The following is a 17,069-nucleotide window of genomic DNA, read 5'->3' as shown; positions in this document are numbered from 1 at the left end:
CAACCGCCCACACCGTGCCGGTATGCCCGGTCAGAGGTGCACCGGCCGGCTGGCCGGTGGCGAGATTCCACACCCGCACCATGCCGTCTTCGCCGCCGGTGACCGCGACGGGCCGCCCGTACAGCACCGCGCACGCCACCGCCGCCACCCTGCCGATGTGGCCGGTCAGGGGTGCGCCGACGGGTTGGCCGGTAGCTAGGTCCCACACCCGCACCGTGGCGTCACCGCCAGCGGTGACTGCAACGGGTCGGCCGTCTAGCTCCGCGCACACCACCGCCCCCACGGTGCCGGTGTGGCCAGCCAGGGTGTGTCGGAGGGCGGGGGTGAGTTGGCCGCCGGTGGCCCACCGGGGTTCGATCATGGGCGGTTGTCCGATGGCGGGCCGGCGGCGGGGTGGGCGCCGCCATAGCGCAGGGCGGTGAGCCGCAGCAAGCGCCGGCGGGCCTGCTCGTCTGCGGGGAGCAGGTGATGCACGGAGCGGTAGATGGCAGCACCGAGGCGGCCTTCGGCGGTGACGGCGTGATCGAGTTCAGGGAGCAACGTAATGGGATCGGCGTGCAGCAGGAATTCTGCGTCGTGCAGGAGGTCGTCGACAGTGCCGGCGTCGGCGGCGTGTTGAATGGCGTGCCGGCGCAGATAGGCCGGGGCGTACTGCCACGACGTCGCACCGGAGTCGGTGCGACGGGTCGCGATGAGCGCATCAAACACCCGCAGGCCCGTGTCCGCGGGCCGGTCGCTGGGCAGATGAGGAAGAGCGGGGCGCAGGTAGTCCGCCAGGCCTTGGTGGTAGAGCCGGAGGAGGCTGACGCCGTTGTCGTCGGTGCCGAGGCGTAGGTAGACGCGGATGTCGTCGCCGGTGAACAGATCGGGGTCGGTGGGGCCGAGGACCGGGGCGATGACGCGGAGCAGCTCGACAGGCATCCCGGCGCCCTTGGCGTAGGCGAGTGCGGTGAGCGCGGTCCGCAGCTGCTGCCGCTGGGGGTGTTCAGCGAGTTCCAGTTCGAGGACCTGCGGCAGGTCCTGTGGGACCGCAGCGAGGAGCCGGGCCACGGCGGCGTCGTCAGCGGCGGGTTGGGTGCGCAGGTACCCGGCGTAGCGGGCAGCGACCAGGAACTGACCCCACCGGGTGATGGGCGGGTCGTCGCGGTTGCCGGCGTGGTTGTCCGCCAGGCGGGCCGCGACACCGGTGGCCAGCTGCTCGGCCGCCGGTAGGCCGCCGAGGGCGGAGATCAGGAAACGGCGCAGGTCCCGGCGGAGCTGGCCCGGATCTGCGGTGTCCAGGTCGGACACCTGATTCAGGTGTTCGGCGTGGCGGCGCAGCGGGGCGAACTGTTCCCACGGGCGGGCGGCGACGAGGACCCGCGCGGCCGCTGTGCCGTCCGGGCGCTGCGCGGTGGCCAGGGGCATCAGCAGCAGCGACTGCACCGCGCCGGCCTCGAGGCATTCGTCGAGGGCGTCGAGGACGAGGACCGGCGGTTCGGGCCGGGCGGTGATCACGGCGATCAGCTCAGCCGCGGTCCAGCCCCCCACGGGGGCAGGCAGGCCGAGCTGCCGGCCGATCGAGGACAAGATCTCGGTCAGGACCCGCTGACGGGCGTGGACGGCGAGCAGCGCCGGCAGCAGGGCCGGCGGGTCGTCCAGGGCGGCTCGGACGTGTCCGGTGATCGCGGCCAGCTGCGGATGCGCCGCGCAGACCAGCGCACCCAGCAGGGCGGACTTGCCGGCGCCGGCGGTGCCGGTCACCAGCCACAGACCGCCGCCGGCGGCGCCGTCCAGCCACGGCACCAGACGGTCCAGGAAGCTCTGCCGGCCAGTGAAGTGCAGCCCCGCGCGGGTGCGGAAGTGGGCCGGGTCGGCGACCGCGTCGCTGAGGAACGGCTGCAGACCGGGGTCCACGGCCGCGATCCGGTCCGCGACCGGGTCCGGGACGTAGCGGGGGTTCGGCAGGAACGGCAGGTCAGGTGTCAGATGAAACTGGGCCTTCGTGGCCGTGAGCGTCTGACCCTGCAGCGCGTCGGCGACCCGCCGGGCGAACTCCACCAACGGCACATGTGATGTGCGGGTGTCGGTGCCCAGACCGTCCCGGCCGCACTCGGCGAGGATCCGGGTCACCACGTTCGTGAACGCCCCGTCCCAGGCCGGCTCGTCACCCCGGCACGCCGCGATCACCCAAGCCATCTGCTCACCGGCATCGGGCTCGTGAGCGAACTGCAGATCGGCGCCTCGGCCGGCACCGCACAGATCGACCAGGAACAACGTCGGCACACCGCTGTCCTCGGCGGCGGACACCCACCCGCGGACATCGTTGCCGCCGGCCCGCCGGCACCGGCCGACCACCTCGACGTAGTCACGCTGCCTGCTGCTCCGACCGTGGGAGATGACATGGACCAGCCGTGCGGTCACCGCAGTGTCGTCCAGCAGCGCCTGGACCGCCGTATGGATTCCGTCCCGATCGGGGTCCAGCAGCAACGTGACACCGAACCCGCCCGACTGGTACGCCCGCAGCGTGGCAGCCAGCCGCTCCGCGTACGGCACCGCGAACGGGAGGTCGTCGAACTGCTCGGCCGCCGGATCGGGCTCACCGGACAACACCGGCAGATCGAACGAGCCGACACCGATCACCAACGCACGGCGCTCCGAACCCATCATGCGCCCGCCGCGCCACCCGGCACGACACCGACACCGAACCCACCAGAAACCTCGACCCGGCTCCGAACCGTCACGACACCATCATCGAACGTCACATCGATGGTGACATCCCCGCAACGGGTCGCTTGTCCGACATCAACCGCCATGACCGCCCCGGTCGATCAGCCCTCAACCAGCAATACGAGCCGCCCGGATGCGACATTTCGCACACAGAGCTCAAGTCCGCCCGCTACGACGTGCTCCGCTTCGGTGCTGCCGACCTCGCCGACGAGCAGCGCGCCCTGCCGCTGCCACAAGCCGTCTTCACCGGCCCCTACCGGATCTGGCAGGCGGCCCTGGCCACAAGGCCGCCCGGCCGGCCATGAGCTCCCCAGCCGCCGGACTCCGGCCTGCACCCCAACCACACGTGATCGTACGGATGTTCGATTATGCTGCACGGGTGGCGATCGAGATCATCCACCACTGGTGGAACAGCGTGTGGGGGCGGCTCAGCCGCCGCGACATCTACGTCCGCACCGACGGCGCCACCTTCGAAGTTGAGGTCCGGCTCGGCGGCCAGGAAGGCCGACAGTGGCGAGCCCCGTACCCCGACCTGCCCGCCGCGGTGGCCGAGGCGCAGCAGCACCTCACGCCGGGGCACCGGTGGGTCGACATCGCGCGGGCACACCAGCGTGCCGCCGACGGCCGGTCCTCGACGGGCGGCGTACCGGCCGTAGGTAGCGGTGGCATCCCCGCGCCGTAGCGACAGGCTGTGTTCCTCGCGGCGGACTGCCCGGTGAACGGCGCGCTCGTCACCGTGGGCCGGTCACCCGGTGCGGGTGCGCGGCGCGCACATACCGCATCGCGGTGCCGGCCTTGATACCGAACAGCCGCATCAGGCGGACCGGGTCGGCGGTGACCGCGGCCTCATACAGGATCCGGTCGGCGCGCAGCCCTGACGCACCGACGCCGAGGCGGTGCAGCGCCCCTGAGATGACCTGCTCCGAGATCGGTGGATGACGGCCATCGTAGGCAGTTCGGGCGGTGACGAGCAGGTAGGGGTTGCCGCTGGTCGGCCACCGCCGGCGACGCTCACGCAGCCAGCCGACCGCGAGGCCGTAGGTGACGCGGTCGAGGTAGACGACGTGATCGCCGCTGGGACGGCGGACGGTGAGCCGGCCACGCGCGAGATCCACGTCGTCGAGACGGAGGTGGCGGATCTCGGCCCGGGTGATGGCGTGCACGGCGAGCAGCGCGATGCACAGCTGCATCCGGACGCCGGTCTTGGCCTGCAGCAGTCCGTCAAGGCGGCCGGCCGGCATCGGGACCGGCACCACCTGTCGCTGCGGCATCCGGATGTGTCGGGCGGGGTCGCGGAACACGACCCGTTCCTGCCGTAACGCCCCGAACAGGCTGCGCAGCGCCGGCGCGGCCTGACGGGCCTGCTCGCGGGTGAGCGCACGCAGGGCGGCGGTGATGTCATCGTGGCTGATCTCCCGCAGCGTCGCGATCCGCGTGCTCCAGCTGATCAGGACCGGTGTCATCCGGTGCAGATAGCTGCGGATCGTCGCCACGGCCACCGGTGGTCGAGGCCGACGGCCCTGCCCGCGCAGAACGGCAACCCAACGCCTGACCTCGTCGGCGACGGTGGCGGGCAGCTCGGCGAGCTTCTGTTCGACGGCGAGCAGCGCAGCTGACGGCGTCGGGATCGCCGCATACATGGCTTGACCAGCCAGGAACTGGCGCAGCCGGTACAACGAGACGCGGCGGTCGACCTGCCGGAGGCCAGCCACGTCCGGCTCGGTGAACGGCACCTCCGCACCCAGCCAGCCGAGCAGCAGGTGCAGGGCGTCGCGACACGGGACCCGCACGTCCCAGCTCCACCGCTGGTGCCGAGCGTGCTGCTCGAACCGGTCCATCAACCCGCAGGCCGGTCCCGTCAACACCGGCAACGTGCGGCCCGCGACCGGACGCCAGTCCCGCGGGCCGTGCTCGAACAACACGAACTGGTCCGGGTCCAGCATCTGCCCGCAGGGCGGGTCGGCTGCGTCAATGGCGGAGACGACCAGAGCCCCGGTAGGGCGGGACCCGGCTGGGGCGCCGGCCCAGGACACCCGCGTGCGTCAGCAGGCGCGGCGCCAGCCCACCACCGAACCACAGCTGTGTCGCCACCATCGCAGCGAAAGTCGGTTCGGGGTGCCACCGGTGATCGACGTGGCAGCGGCGGCACCACTCGTCGGCGAGGTTGACCCCGGGCTGCCCGCACCGCTCGCACCGGCCGGCACCGGGATAGCGCCCTCGCCAGAGCTTGCACGGAGTGCATGTTTCCTCGAACGCCCACGAATGGCAGGCGCTGCAGCTGCGAGGCACCGGCGCCCGGCGCCGTGGCAGCGGAACGACGGGGCGTCGCGCTAACAGCAGCCCGGCGTCGCGCAGCACCGCCGCAAGCCGGTGACGTTGCACCGGCACCGCCGAGAGCCACATCTCGTCGACGAGCGCTGCACCCTCCGCCTCCCGCACTGCAAGCACCAGCCGCAAGAAATCCCGCATCGCGCTCACCGGCAACGGCGTGTCGATCTGGCAGTGCACGCGAAAGCATTCCAGCGCCCGGTCAAACCCGGCAATGGCGCGGCCGCTGATCCGTTGCGCGTCACTGCGACGCAACCGCAGGTAAACGGCCGCAGTGAACAACGCCTGCTGGCCAACCACCGCCGGCGGACACACCCTCGGATCGTCCACGACCACCGAATCCAGTCCAGCGACGCCGCCCGCCGGCTGGTCGCTCCTCATCTTGATCTGCGCGGCGAGACCGGGACCGAGAAGCGTCAACTGCGGTGTGCGGCACACCTCAATCGCCGCGTCGTGCGTACCGGTACGCAGCAGCCCCACCGTACAGACCCGGCACTCCGCACCGGAGTTGAGCAACTCCACGTATCCGCACCGCCGGCAAGCACCCGACCGCGGCCGGCTCCGGAGCCAGCTCGTGCACGGCTGGCAGCGATAGGGACCCAGCAGCCAACCCCAGCCGAAACATTGCCGGCACTGCCCGACCTGCCATCGCGCCGGCATCGTCAGCTCGGCGGCAACAACGGACCACGCCCTGCCCGGCGTCGCGGCAACGGCCGCACCTGCCCGCCGCCCCCAGTTCCCCTGCTGGTGCCGTCCGCCGTCGGCGCTGCCTGATCAGCCGGCGCCGCACCGGCCAGCGGCTCGGCCTCCAGCAGGTCCCCGACCGTGCAGTGCAAAGCCGCGCAGATCAGGTCCAGGTCATCCAGCCGCAGCGAGATCGGCTTGCCGCTCCATAGCGCGGCCACCTTGCTCAACGAGGCGTCGAACCCGACCTGCAGGAAAGCCTTGCGCAGGTCACTCGGCCGCCAGATGTCCCGGCGGGCGGCTGCCCACCGTAGGTTCCACTTCACTGCAGCCTCCCCGTGTTGCCCTGCAGCCGTTGGACGGCGCGATCCGACGCGGCGAGCGCCGCCTGCTCCGGATCGGCATGCGCCGTCGCCAGGTACCGCACCGTCGTGGTCGTCCACTCATGACCCAGCAACTTCTGCACCTCCCACAGCGACATCCCCGCCTCGTAGTTGTGCGTCGCGCAGGCATGCCGCAACAGGTGTGGGAACAACGCTCCACCCGGCGGCGGCAGGAACCGCTCGCCGGCAGCCTTCAACGCCCGGCCGAACGTGCCCGGAGCCAGCGCAAGACCCGGCCCATCGATGCCTAGCGACGCCGCAACAGGCGACAGCCGCTCCGACGGCCACAACGGCGCATCCGGATGCTCCACATCGTCCGGGAACAGTCCCCGGACCTCCTCCACGTACCACCACAACAACGACCGACCGTCCGCGAACAGATACGCCATCCGCTGCCGCGGGCCGGACCCTCGTGCGCCCTTACCCTGCACGACAAACCGGCCCCACTGCCCGGCCTCCCAATGCACATCAGCCAGCCGAACCGCGCACAACTCAGCCGCTCGAACACCCGACACGTACGCGATCTTCGCCATCACGTAGTCCCGGCACGCCACCAACGGCTTCCGCGCCTGCGGCAACCAGGCCCGCCACGATGCGAAGAACTCGCGCATCGCCCGTCTGGACGGCGGCACCCGCAGCCCGAAGTCACCCCGATGCCGAGGCCGGTTGAACCGATCCACCGGCGACTCGACCCGCACATCGAACCGCCGCGCGAGCTCACCCGCGTACCGCTGCTCCAGAAAAACGAAGTAGCCGTCGATCGCGTTCAACTTCCGCCGAACCGTCGACGTCGACCGCCGACCCGGACCAGCGAAGTACCGATCCACATCCCGGGCAGTCAACCGCCACGGCACCACCTCGAAGTGCTCACAAACCTCCAACACCGGCCCGACCAGCCGCTCCAGCGTCGACGGCGCCAGACCAGCCACATCCCGAGCCCACTGGTACTCAGCCACCGTGTCCAAGAACATCGCCTGCTCGTCACCACCGCCCGCAGCACGACGCCGGTCCAACGTCAGCACATCAGCAAGGCCCGCCTCGAGTTCGAAGCCTGCAGCGGACGGCGCGCCAGCTTCAGTGGCCGGCACCAACGCCGGTACCACCGACAGCCTGCGAGTGCTCGATTCCGCCACAAGGCCATCAAATCCGCGAGAAGCGCCTGGAATCCAGGTCTCCATCGCAGAATTCACCCGTAGGCACAGTCATCTCCACCCATCGAATGACCTGCATAAACGCAACCAACGCCACCCGAGTCCACGCAAGAACTCGCACGGACTCCAACTGCGCTGCTGCCGCAGTGCGGGCCGGACTGGAGCACGGCTGCGGCGATCCTGCTGGACGGCCTCGAGGTCGTCGTCGTTGCAGCCAGCCAGTCGCCGGGCTCGGCGGTCTGTGGACGGCTCGCCGCCCGGGCCCGGCAACGCGGGTCCGTGCTCGTGGCGTATGGCGACTGGTCCGGCGCGGACGTGACGCTGCACGTCGAACAGGCAGCATGGGAAGGACTCGGCGACGGCCGGGGCCGGGTGCAGTGCCGCAAAGTGTCGGTTGTCGCCCGTGGGCGTGGCGCCGCAGCCAGGCCGCGGCGAACCACCATGTGGTTGCCTGCCCCCTCCGGGCTCTATGCCCACCTGCGCGCTCCACAGCTACGCCCCGACGCCGAACGCCAGCGGCACCTCGCCTCGGTGCCGACACCCCAATCCCCCGATTGGGCCGTCACGGACCCATTCGACCGCGACCAGACAGACATCGAGACGAGGCCAGCGGTGGCGACATGAACATTCACCAGCCGGGTGTCAGTGCGCCCGACCCGAATGGGCCAGCCGGAGCTCCGGCCGCCACAGGGGCCCAACAACTCGTTCGACACTGGTGGAACTGCCTTTGGGGACGGTTCAACCGCCGGGATGTCTACATCCGTACCGACGGCGTCACGTTCACCTTAGAACTTCGGCTCGGCGGCCAAGACGGACGGCCCTGGACGCGCCACTACCCGACGCTGGACGCCGCCATCAACGAAGCTGAGCAGCACATGGCACCGGATCAGCAGTGGAGGGACCTCACCGCCGCCCATAGCCGGGTTTCCAGCAGACCGAAGCCGCAACCCTGACCAACAAAGAACCCGTATCACCGCCGCCGGTAGTGCAGCGGCCGGACGATGGCAGCAGGATCACGGTCAGACACTCGCCGGCCGAGGCGTGGCACCCACCCATGTTATCCACAGCCGCGTACTCGCCTGTGGATAACATGTGGATATTCACGCCGGCGGCTGGATCGAGCAGGGTGTTGGGCGTCTGCCGGATGCAGGGCCCAGCGCCGGTGTGGCAGGATAACCACGTTCGGGCTCCACGACCCAGACATCGACTTCCGTAGAGAAGCGATGCGCTCGAAACACCTCGTGGCCGAACCCGCCGGACGTGTCTGGCGGTGCTCCCCGCGCATGCGGGGGTATGACGTCGGTCGATCTCCACGCCGACGCACACCCGCCTGCCCAGAAGGGGATCCAGCTCATGTACCGATCGACGACTCCGGACCTGGCGCTACTCGCGCTCCATGTGCCGCACTGGGCCGTGCCACCTGCCTACGCGCCCACAGCGGCAGAGGGCATGGTCGGCGCGGTCCTCGCCGGCCACCCCGACCACGACCTGGCCTGGACCGTCATCGACCAACTGACGAGCAGCTACGGCCACGCCGTCAGCAAGCCCGGCGCCCCGCCTCAGGTCGTCCAGGCCGCCGGCCGGTGGCAGCTCGGCGCGCACCTGGCCGCAGCAGCGGTCGTCGCACGACTGCAAGCCGACGACGCCGACCCTGCCCTGATCAAGCTGGCGACCGAACTAGTCACCCAGGCCTGGCCCTGGTGGGGACAGGTGAGCGAGCCCAGCCTGGCACGGCTCCACGCCGGGCTCACCGCCCACCGGCACATCACCGCGTGGGGAACGCCCGCCGGAACAGCGTTCGAACTCACCGACCTGATCCGCTGCGCCACCAGGCCCGGTGATGCGCAACTACCCGCGGCGCAGCACCGGCTCATCGCCCGCCTCGTCCAGCAGCCCACACGGCTGCATGGCCTGCACCAGCTGCTTCCCGCCGACCCCACGACATGACCGATCAACCCCATCAGACGCCGGACGACGACACCGACCGCCAACCCGCCGCCGCACCGACCAACACCACGGTGCGGCGGCGGCCACGGTGGTACTGCGGCATCGACTGGTCCGAAGGACTCAACGACGTCACGATCATCGACCGCGACGGCAACCTCGTCGCCCGGACGAAGATCCCGACCAACCCGGCCGGGGTCCAGCAATTGCTGACCCTGCTCGGGTCGCTGTCACGCAGCCACAGCCACAGCCGCCGGCACGTCCCGATCGCGATCGAAACCAACCGCGGGCTGTTGGTCGCCGCCCTGCGCCAGCGCGGGCAGCCGATCTACCAGATCCCGCCGTCGATGGTGGCCGCCGAACGACGCCGCATCGCGCCCGCGCCGAAGAAGTCCGATCCGGCCGACTCGAAACTCCTCGCGTCGATCCTGGCGACCAGCTGGGTGTGGCTGCGTCCACTGCCCGAGCACAGCCCGGACTGCGCGGCGATCAGTGTGCTCAGCCATGCACAGCTTTCCGCGCAACGGCACCGGCAACGGCTGCAACAGCGACTGCGCAGCCTGCTACAGCAGGCGCACCCGGCCGCCGTCACCGCCTGGACGCACCTCGACCACGGCCTGTGCCGGCCAGAGGCACGCGCCGTGCTGGCCGCCGGCCCGACCGCAGCCACCGCGCAACGCCTCACCCAGCACCGGCTGAGCAAGATCCTGGCAGCCGCCGGCCGGACCCGGCTCATCGATACAGAGGCATACCGGCTACGGGACCACTTCGCTGAGCCCGTCCTACGCGTACCGGCCGCAGTCGAGCAGGCACTATCCGTGGAGATCCGCACCGTCGTCGCCCAGTTCGACCAGGCATGCAGCAGCAGCGACCACCTCGTCGACGAACTCATCGCCCGGTTCGAAGAGCACCCCGACGCCAAGACATTTCTGTCGTTCCCCGGATGCGGGCCACTGACCGGCGCCCGGCTGCTCGCCCAGATCGGCGACGACCCCAGCCGATTCCGGACCGCGGTCGGACTGTGCGCCTATGCCGGACTGGCCCCGCTGACCTGGGAGAGCGGATCCAGCCGGATCGTCGCCCACCGACGCATCTGCAACCGCACGTTGAAAGAGGTCTGCCACCGGTGGGCGTTCAGCGCACTGACCAAGTCACCCGGCGCCTACCGGCTCTACCAGCACCGCCGAGCCGGCGGCGACACCTACGCTGGCGCGCTGCGCCGCGTCGCCCGACGGCTGCTATCCGGCCTCCACCACTGCCTTGCCCACGGCGAACTCTACGACGAACACCGCGCTTTCCGCCACCCGCCCCAGACCGGTGAGACAGGCAGGCGGCAGCCGGGATACCTCTGAGTCATCCCCGACGCCCGCACCTGCGGAGCTCTGACGCGGGAACGAGCCCCGGCCGCCCCCTGCCCGCCCCAACGGCTGACCATTGGCGCCACCACTTCGCCGGTCCGACCTTCACACCGGACAGCGCGAGCCGAACACACGCGAGTCACGGTCAGCCGAACCCCTCACACGGCCGGCAGGTGAGCCGCGTACTGACGGACGGCATCGAGATAACAACACGCCACAGAACGACAGCCTTGTAGTTCAGTGATCTACACCATGTGCTCTTGACCAGGGAAAACACCTGCCGAATCTGGAACTGTGGCGATCACGGTCCTATACGCGGAAGGCTGGCGGGTCGAGTCTGCGGTCCTCGACCGCGACGGCACCGGCGAACGCACCTGGAACCTTGCCGTCGACCCCGACGGCGCAGAGTACTGGCGCACCACGAGCGGCCTACAGGAACTGCTGCACCGCCACGGACTGGACGTCGGCGACCTCACCCTCGCCCCACCCGCCTCGATACCGGTACCATCACGGCTCACCGATCCGCACGACGAATGCGAGTGACTGCGACCGGGCGCCTGACCGCGGGATTGCCGCCACCGGTTGCCGCCATGCTGGCCACACCCGCGCCGCCACCGACCGGCGATGGCTGCTCGTACGAGCTGAAGTTCGACGGTGTCCGTGCCCTCGTCCGCGTGGCTGGAACCCCGCTGATCGCCCACTCCAGAGCCCAACGGGACGTCTCCGCCTCGTACCCCGAGCTCCGAGCGCTTGCCTTCCTGTTATGCGGCCGCAGCGTAACCCTCGACGGTGAACTCGTCGCCGTCAATCCGGCGACGTCGACGCCATCGTTCTCGCTGCTGCAAGGACGCATCCATGTCCAGGCACCCCAGCCGAACCTGCTGGACTCCGTCCCCGTGCGGTTCATCGTCTTCGACGTGCTCCACCTCGACGGACACGCCACGACGCAGCTGCCATACAAGCAACGGCGCGCTCTGCTCGACCAGCTCGGTCTTGACGGCGCCGTCGTCCACGTCCCGCCAGTCTTCGACGACCTCGACCAGGCCCTCATCGTGGCCCGCGGCGGTTTCGAGGGCATCTTGTAGACACCCTTTTGAATTGACCGATTGACCGGCGTTGGCGCCGCGGCGTCACTTTCGGGCGTTGGTCCAGGTAGCCGGGTTAGCATTCCGCGTTCCGTTGGCGGCTTGTCAGTTGGAACGACGTGGTGCGGCGATGCGGTGCCGGCGGAACAGGTTGTCGAAGAAGTGGGTGAGCATCGCTCGGACTTCGTCCTTGTCTTCTTCCTCCAGCTCGTTGGTGCCGAACCGGTACACCTCGTACCCGGCGAGGCCGAGGTCCCGGGTTTGGGCCATGGTGTGGGCGTAGCGGTCGCCGTCCGGTGACCACCGGCGTTCACCGCGGCGGCCCTGCTCGCTGGCGTAGTGCGTCTGGCCGTCGACTTCCAGCACGATCCTCGCGCCGCCCGGAGCGAGGAGCAGGAAGTCCATCCGGAACTGCACGAGCGCGTCCTTGCCGCGCTCTTTCACTGTCTTGTGATCCCAATGCCGCCACACTTCCGGCAGCAGCGCCGGGAGGTCGGGCAGCACGTCGCTGTAGATCTCGTGGTATTCGACGAACAGCAGGGTCTGGTGTGGTGCGTTTCTAGGCAGGCTGCGGCCGAGTCGCTGCCACAGCTGCCGTTTGGCCTCTGCGTCGTCCTCGATGTGGTGGGTTTCCTGCCACCACGTCTGCAGGTCGCGCCAGCGCAGGCCGGCTGGGCCGATCGGCCGGTCGTAGACGAGGACGTCGTCGTGGTGATCGAGCACTTCCAGGTCGTTGTCGATGGCGTCGATGAGCCGCAGGTCCGGCTTGCGGGACGAGCCGAAGATCAGCTGCTTCGGTCGGCCGCCTCGTGCGCGGGTCGCCACGAGCTCGAAGACGGGGTAGCCGTCGGCGCTGCCGGTCTCTCGCAGCTCGAGTCCGGGGACGGTGAGCGGGCCGTTGATCGCCTCGACGAGCTGGCGTTGCGCAGCCTCGTCGGTCACGGTGGCGCCGGAGACCATGCCTTCCAACAGCAGCGCGAACCTGCGGTCGGAGGCGTCGACGGCGCCGAGCGCGTCGAACAGCTCCTCGACCGTCCAGTCGTCATTGTGATGGAAATGCCGATCGATTTGCCCGCCGAGGCTGCCGTCTCGCGTTTGGAGCAGGAAGATCTGTCCCTGGCCGAGGTCGAACAACGTGCCGAGCAATGCCCGGAAGCGGGGGTAGTGGTCGGCGAGGATGTTGCCCGGCACCGCCCGGGCGATGTCGCGCCGGGTGCGTTTCTCGATCGTCGGGTGCTGTTCCTGTTCCCAGATGCAGTCCTGCGCGGTGATGCGATCCTGTGGGGACAGCCAGGTGTCCTGGTGCAGCAGGCCGAGCACGACGTCACGGAGCCGGTCGGCGGGCACCAGCGCCGCGCTGTTCGCTGCCCGTTTGGGTTTGCTGTCGCCGGAGACCGACGGTGGTAGCCCGGCTCGGGCCAGGTCCTCGTCGAGTTTCGCCGCAGTGCTGACGCTCGCGATCGCGGAGGCGGCCTTCAGCACGATCTCGCGCAGCCTCTCCACCGCAGCAGGGTCCGCCATGCCTCGATTCTCGCAGCTCAACCGCGATGTCCCGGGCCCGGCAAACCGGTCAGATGCTCGGCACGTTCGGTGGCCAAGGGCGCGGCCGGACGTGTGGCAGGTCGTGCTGGTGAGGGGTCAGCAGGTTGGGTAGTCGATGGAGGCGAAGCGGCTGGAGTCGGGTGCCCAGCTGTTGACGTTGATGGTGCCTAACTGCATGAGCTGGCGGAACATTCGTCGATCGCGCCTCCCGTGGAGGCCGTGGTCTGTGTGGCCGCGGCCTCCACGGTCGAGGACGCCGCGCTGCGACGATCGGCGCGCTCCTGCTGGCCGACACCGACCCCGACGGCCGCCTGCAGTACATCGGCAGTGTCGGCAGCGGCCTGTCCGACGCCGAACTCCATTACCTCGTCCAGGTGCTGACTCCCCTGCGCCGCCCGACGCCAGCGGCGTACCCCGGCACGAGGCCGTCACTGCGATCTGGGTTGAGCCAGCCATGTCGCTGAGGTCTCCGCCTACGACACCGGGCACCAGGGCATCCTGCGGGCCTCGTCGCGCTCGTCGAGGGCGACCCCGACGGGCGGCTGGTGGACACGGCAGACTGTCCCGCTTGGTGCCGCGCCAGGCATCGGCCCGGGGTGGCGTTCCACGCGCACTGCGTTGGGGAGGTTCGCCTGAAGCGGGCAACGTCCTGGTCACCCTCGCGCAGCACAGCAAACGGGATTGCGTCGACCTCGCGTTCACCGTCGCTCGGGCGGAGACGGCGGTCGCGTTCCTCGACTATGCAGACCTGCGCCGTCTCCGCGACCACGTCGACGAAGCCCTGGACGCCATGAACCCCGCGTAGGTGGTCAACGCAACAGCCCCGGGTGCACGTCCATCCGGGGCTCTCTGCATTGCATCGACGAACTGCACTGTGGCTGCATCGAGGATGCATCGACGGTGACGCTTTGCCTCATCGGCGGCGCGCGGGATTCCCGGTTGACTTGTCCTCAACGGAAGGCGAGTCGAGAGGGGGTGAGGCATCGATGGAACCGCGACGAGGGCGGGTCGCCTGCCAGCCCCGCACCGCGGCTGGCCGCCACGCCGGCGAACGACCGAACATGCGATCGGCGGCGGGAGCCTGGCCGCGTGAGACGTAGGCAGCCCACGTAACACGGCTGATCGGCGCACCCGCGGATCGCAGGTACGCCAACACATCCTCGGTGGTCCACCAGTCGGTGGGCAGCTCATCAGTCGACTCGGCCATCGCTGACGAGCCTACAAGCTGTGCTAATCCACCTCTTCAAAAGTTCATCCGCGACCTTGCACAGGCCGACTCGCAGCGCCGCCGCGACAGTCAGCGGCCTACGACGGTCGAAGTCCAAGGGGCGACGAATACGCCCGACAACGCCTGGATGGTCGAAGTGCTCTGCTCCGGCAACCGCGAGTGGTGCCGCCTCACCTAAGAGGTCAGTTCAGAATGAGTTGGCGGAGGCAGATGACTGAGCAGGCCAGGCTGACGAGGGCTCGGTGGATGTCGGCTCGGCGTTCGGTTCGTAGTCTGAGCTTCTTGAACGCGTGTAGCCAGGCGATGGTGCGTTCGACGGGCCAGCGGTGTGTACCGAGTCCGGAGCCGTGGGCGGTGTTGCGGCGGGCGATGTGCGGTGTAACGCCGCGGGCGCGCAGCAGGCGGCGGTACTTGTCGAAGTCGTAGCCACGGTCGGCGTAGATACGCCGCGGCCGGCGCAACGGTCGTCCGACCAGACCGCGGGCGGGTGGAACGGCGTCCAATAGTGGCAGCAGCTGGGTGATGTCGTTGCGGTTGCCGCCGGTCAGGATCACCGCCAAGGGGATGCCGGCGGCATCGGTGATCACGTGGTGCTTGCTGCCCAGCTTGCCCCGGTCGACCGGGCTGGGACCGGTGAGGTCCCCCCTTTGAGCGCCCGCAGATGCGACGAGTCGACGATCGCCGCGGAAAGATCCAGACGGCTGGCAGCGCGCAGCTCGGCCAGGAGCAGCTCGTGCAACTGTTGCCAGACCCCGGCCTCGTGCCACTCCTTCAACCGCCGCCAGCACGTGGCGCCCGACGCGCCGAACGCCGCCGTTGGTAACGCATTCCACGACACGCCGGTCCGGGCAGCGAAGAGAATCCCTTCCAACGCCGCACGGTCCGACGTCCGTGCGCGGCCGGGATACCGGAACCGCCGCTGTCGCACCGGGATCAGCGGCTCCAGCCGCGACCATAGCTCGTCCGTGAGCACCGCGTCAGACACTGCCCGAGCATCGATCACCTTGCCCGCTCAGGCAATCCGACACGCCAGCTCATTCTGAACTGATCTCTAAGGCGCGAACGTCGTTGACGACCTCGACATGACCCAGGCGATTGCACTGCTGACCACTGCTGGCGTCGACATCAGCGCCCTTCGCGAAACCGGAACTAGCGCCGCTTGATCCGACGTGCACCGTCGCATCGACGCCGCCGGGCCCAGCCCTCGAAGTCTTGCCACCGGACACGTCGCGCGCCGCGACCTAGAATCGCCGGTACAGGGGGCGATCATGACCACCGAACGACCCGATGATGTATTCCGGCCGTGGGATATCGACCAAAGCGAGGACGTCGATCGCGCGATCGGGCTGCTCCGCGCGCTCAACGCCGCATACAGTGCGCGGATTGCGCATCCTCGCCCCGGCGACGACCTCGAACAGCTACGCGCCGAACGCCGGCGATACGCCACCGAACAGCGGCACCTGAACCCGGCTGACCAGCCAACGATCGTCCGGATTCTCACCGAATATCCGGCGGTGCTGCGTCAGGTACGGACCGGACCACCATGACCACCGGCCTCGACCGTGACCGATACGTTCTACCACCCGACGAAGCCGAACGGATCTTCGCCGAAGACATCGCGCCCGACCGCATCACTGGCGTTGCGTAGCACTACCCGGCCGTGGTGATCGTCGCCGGTCAGCCCGGCGCCGGCAAATCCGTTGCCCAAGCCGCCGTTCTCGCGCAACTCGGCCATAGCGACGCGGTCGCCATTGACGTCGACGACCTCCGCACCTACCACCCTCGGTACGAGAGCCTGGCCCTGGCCGACGACCGCACCGCCGCCGCATACACCCAACGCGACGCCCAACGGTGGCTACGCATGTGCATCGCCGAGGCCATCAGCCACCGCTTCAACATCGTGCTGTCCACGACCCTCGCCGACCCCGGCCACGCCGAAGCGCTCCTCAACCGCTTCCGCGAGGCCGGCTACACCACACAGGTCGCCTTCCTCGCCGTCCACGAGCTCCACAGCCGCCTCGGCGTCCTCGACCGCTACCAGCACGACCAGACAACCATCGGCTGGGGCCGCTACGCACCCACGCCCTACCAGCGCAGCACCTACACCGGCATGCTCGCGAGTGCCGACCACATCGACCAGCACCGCCTCGCCGACGACGTCCGCGTCCTGCAACGCGACGGCCACCACCTCTACCGCAACCACCTCCTCGGCGGCCAATGGCAACAACCGCCCGACACTCGCAACGCCATCGAACGCGGCCGAGCCGCAAGCCTCAGCACAGGCACCGGCACCGCCCACATCTTCAACCGCTCAGCCGTCCTCGCCCAGTCCCTACCCGCAGACCTGCACGGCAACCTCGCCGACCTGCTCGCCGACACCGCTGCGGCAATCCAACAAGACGTGCACCGACTCGCTATCACCGTCGCCGATCGATCTAACGATCTGGACAGACAAACCCCTATCGCAGCACCCAACCTTCCGCAGTCCGCCAGTTACAGCGACAGCGATCTGTTGCAAGCCGACGACGACACCGCGGCACCAGCATTCGACGAATCAGCTGGCGCCGAACTCGCGCACTAACGAGCCCTGCCCTTCGGCAGGGTGACTCATGCGCATGATCTCCTCGCGCCTGGGTCTCGACGGCTCCTGCCGGACC

At 69.3% G+C, this 17,069-nt stretch carries 19 protein-coding genes; 11 read left to right on the top strand and 8 right to left on the bottom strand.

Annotated features, from left to right (window positions below; translation table 11 throughout):
• Both Dsi01nite_RS56265 and Dsi01nite_RS56260 read right to left on the bottom strand, forming a co-directional pair.
• A partial coding sequence (locus tag Dsi01nite_RS56265; protein ID WP_505661203.1) for a WD40 repeat domain-containing protein occupies positions 1 to 361 on the bottom strand: 361 nt, incomplete at its 3' end.
• A complete protein-coding gene (locus Dsi01nite_RS56260) occupies positions 358 to 2,592 on the bottom strand; it encodes a P-loop domain-containing protein (protein WP_203854769.1) in 2,235 nt (744 codons plus the stop codon). The genes Dsi01nite_RS56265 and Dsi01nite_RS56260, both read right to left, overlap by 4 nt.
• Positions 2,593 to 2,774: 182 nt before the next feature.
• On the opposite strand from Dsi01nite_RS56260, the gene Dsi01nite_RS56255 reads away from it, so the two are divergent.
• Both Dsi01nite_RS56255 and Dsi01nite_RS56250 read left to right on the top strand, forming a co-directional pair.
• Positions 2,775 to 3,014, top strand: coding sequence for a hypothetical protein (locus Dsi01nite_RS56255; RefSeq protein WP_203854768.1), 240 nt, complete (start codon positions 2,775 to 2,777; stop codon positions 3,012 to 3,014).
• A gap of 74 nt (positions 3,015 to 3,088) precedes the next feature.
• Positions 3,089 to 3,391, top strand: a complete 303-nt coding sequence (locus Dsi01nite_RS56250; RefSeq protein ID WP_203854767.1) for a hypothetical protein — start codon at positions 3,089 to 3,091, stop codon at positions 3,389 to 3,391.
• Positions 3,392 to 3,440: 49 nt separating this feature from the next.
• Here Dsi01nite_RS56250 and Dsi01nite_RS56245 read toward each other — a convergent pair whose 3' ends face one another.
• The 4 genes from Dsi01nite_RS56245 to Dsi01nite_RS56230 form a co-directional block, all read right to left on the bottom strand.
• Entirely contained in the window at positions 3,441 to 4,652 is a 1,212-nt protein-coding gene (locus Dsi01nite_RS56245) for a site-specific integrase (protein ID WP_203854766.1), read from the bottom strand.
• A 25-nt stretch (positions 4,653 to 4,677) separates the two neighbouring features.
• Positions 4,678 to 5,559 carry a hypothetical protein gene (locus Dsi01nite_RS56240; protein WP_203854765.1) on the bottom strand — a complete coding sequence of 294 codons (882 nt, stop codon included), beginning with the start codon at positions 5,557 to 5,559 and terminating at the stop codon, positions 4,678 to 4,680.
• A 140-nt stretch (positions 5,560 to 5,699) separates the two neighbouring features.
• Positions 5,700 to 6,047 (bottom strand): helix-turn-helix domain-containing protein, encoded by a 348-nt coding sequence (locus Dsi01nite_RS56235; RefSeq protein WP_203854764.1) that lies wholly within the window; start codon positions 6,045 to 6,047, stop codon positions 5,700 to 5,702.
• Entirely contained in the window at positions 6,044 to 7,282 is a 1,239-nt protein-coding gene (locus Dsi01nite_RS56230; protein WP_203854763.1) for a tyrosine-type recombinase/integrase, read from the bottom strand. Before Dsi01nite_RS56230 ends, Dsi01nite_RS56235 begins: the two co-directional genes overlap by 4 nt.
• A gap of 108 nt (positions 7,283 to 7,390) precedes the next feature.
• Here Dsi01nite_RS56230 and imuA' point away from each other — a divergent pair, with 108 nt between their 5' ends.
• From imuA' to Dsi01nite_RS56210, 5 genes are all read left to right on the top strand, one after another.
• Positions 7,391 to 7,879 carry a DnaE2-dependent mutagenesis accessory factor ImuA' gene (imuA', locus tag Dsi01nite_RS59295; RefSeq protein ID WP_505661204.1) on the top strand — a complete coding sequence of 163 codons (489 nt, stop codon included), beginning with the start codon at positions 7,391 to 7,393 and terminating at the stop codon, positions 7,877 to 7,879.
• A 729-nt stretch (positions 7,880 to 8,608) separates the two neighbouring features.
• Positions 8,609 to 9,202, top strand: coding sequence for a hypothetical protein (locus Dsi01nite_RS56225; protein WP_203854762.1), 594 nt, complete (start codon positions 8,609 to 8,611; stop codon positions 9,200 to 9,202).
• Positions 9,199 to 10,551, top strand: a complete 1,353-nt coding sequence (locus Dsi01nite_RS56220; RefSeq protein ID WP_203854761.1) for an IS110 family RNA-guided transposase — start codon at positions 9,199 to 9,201, stop codon at positions 10,549 to 10,551. Before Dsi01nite_RS56225 ends, Dsi01nite_RS56220 begins: the two co-directional genes overlap by 4 nt.
• Positions 10,552 to 10,851: 300 nt before the next feature.
• A complete protein-coding gene (locus tag Dsi01nite_RS56215; RefSeq protein ID WP_203854760.1) occupies positions 10,852 to 11,100 on the top strand; it encodes a hypothetical protein in 249 nt (82 codons plus the stop codon).
• A 47-nt stretch (positions 11,101 to 11,147) separates the two neighbouring features.
• Positions 11,148 to 11,642, top strand: a complete 495-nt coding sequence (locus Dsi01nite_RS56210; RefSeq protein WP_203854759.1) for an ATP-dependent DNA ligase — start codon at positions 11,148 to 11,150, stop codon at positions 11,640 to 11,642.
• A gap of 105 nt (positions 11,643 to 11,747) precedes the next feature.
• On the opposite strand, the gene Dsi01nite_RS56205 is transcribed toward Dsi01nite_RS56210, so the two are convergent.
• Positions 11,748 to 13,163: an AbiJ-related protein gene (locus Dsi01nite_RS56205; RefSeq protein WP_203854758.1), complete on the bottom strand. Its 1,416-nt coding sequence runs from the start codon at positions 13,161 to 13,163 to the stop codon at positions 11,748 to 11,750.
• A 245-nt stretch (positions 13,164 to 13,408) separates the two neighbouring features.
• On the opposite strand from Dsi01nite_RS56205, the gene Dsi01nite_RS58795 reads away from it, so the two are divergent.
• The gene (locus Dsi01nite_RS58795; RefSeq protein ID WP_203854771.1) at positions 13,409 to 13,648 is read left to right on the top strand and encodes an ATP dependent DNA ligase; all 240 of its coding nucleotides are present in this window, start codon (positions 13,409 to 13,411) and stop codon (positions 13,646 to 13,648) included.
• A gap of 104 nt (positions 13,649 to 13,752) precedes the next feature.
• Complete coding sequence (locus Dsi01nite_RS56195; RefSeq protein WP_203854757.1) at positions 13,753 to 13,989, top strand: hypothetical protein; 237 nt, start codon at positions 13,753 to 13,755, stop codon at positions 13,987 to 13,989.
• A 605-nt stretch (positions 13,990 to 14,594) separates the two neighbouring features.
• Here the strand turns inward: Dsi01nite_RS56195 and Dsi01nite_RS56190 are convergent.
• Positions 14,595 to 15,397 (bottom strand): IS5 family transposase gene (locus tag Dsi01nite_RS56190; protein WP_373318973.1). Its coding sequence is split into 2 segments (ribosomal slippage): positions 14,595 to 15,049 and positions 15,049 to 15,397, totalling 804 coding nucleotides; the frame shifts between segments, so codons are not numbered across the junction.
• A gap of 283 nt (positions 15,398 to 15,680) precedes the next feature.
• On the opposite strand from Dsi01nite_RS56190, the gene Dsi01nite_RS56185 reads away from it, so the two are divergent.
• Together Dsi01nite_RS56185 and Dsi01nite_RS56180 are read left to right on the top strand one after the other, a co-directional pair.
• Positions 15,681 to 15,959, top strand: a complete 279-nt coding sequence (locus tag Dsi01nite_RS56185; protein ID WP_203854756.1) for a hypothetical protein — start codon at positions 15,681 to 15,683, stop codon at positions 15,957 to 15,959.
• A gap of 113 nt (positions 15,960 to 16,072) precedes the next feature.
• Positions 16,073 to 16,993: a zeta toxin family protein gene (locus Dsi01nite_RS56180; protein ID WP_203854755.1), complete on the top strand. Its 921-nt coding sequence runs from the start codon at positions 16,073 to 16,075 to the stop codon at positions 16,991 to 16,993.
• The last annotated feature ends 76 nt before the right edge of the window (positions 16,994 to 17,069 follow it).

It is taken from the genome of Dactylosporangium siamense, assembly GCF_016862795.1.
GTDB lineage: Bacteria > Actinomycetota > Actinomycetes > Mycobacteriales > Micromonosporaceae > Dactylosporangium > Dactylosporangium siamense.
The sequence above is the reverse complement of the archived record's forward strand: the minus strand, read 5'-3'. Positions and strand labels throughout refer to the sequence as shown.

Coding starts and splice junctions, on each gene's coding strand:
- Dsi01nite_RS56245 (WP_203854766.1), bottom strand. CDS start 4,652: ATGCTGGACCCGGACCAGTTCGTGTTGTTCGAGCACGGCCCGCGGGAC.
- Dsi01nite_RS56210 (WP_203854759.1), top strand. CDS start 11,148: ATGCTGGCCACACCCGCGCCGCCACCGACCGGCGATGGCTGCTCGTAC.
- Dsi01nite_RS56205 (WP_203854758.1), bottom strand. CDS start 13,163: ATGGCGGACCCTGCTGCGGTGGAGAGGCTGCGCGAGATCGTGCTGAAG.
- Dsi01nite_RS56220 (WP_203854761.1), top strand. CDS start 9,199: ATGACCGATCAACCCCATCAGACGCCGGACGACGACACCGACCGCCAA.
- Dsi01nite_RS56185 (WP_203854756.1), top strand. CDS start 15,681: ATGACCACCGAACGACCCGATGATGTATTCCGGCCGTGGGATATCGAC.
- Dsi01nite_RS56225 (WP_203854762.1), top strand. CDS start 8,609: ATGTACCGATCGACGACTCCGGACCTGGCGCTACTCGCGCTCCATGTG.
- Dsi01nite_RS56230 (WP_203854763.1), bottom strand. CDS start 7,282: ATGGAGACCTGGATTCCAGGCGCTTCTCGCGGATTTGATGGCCTTGTG.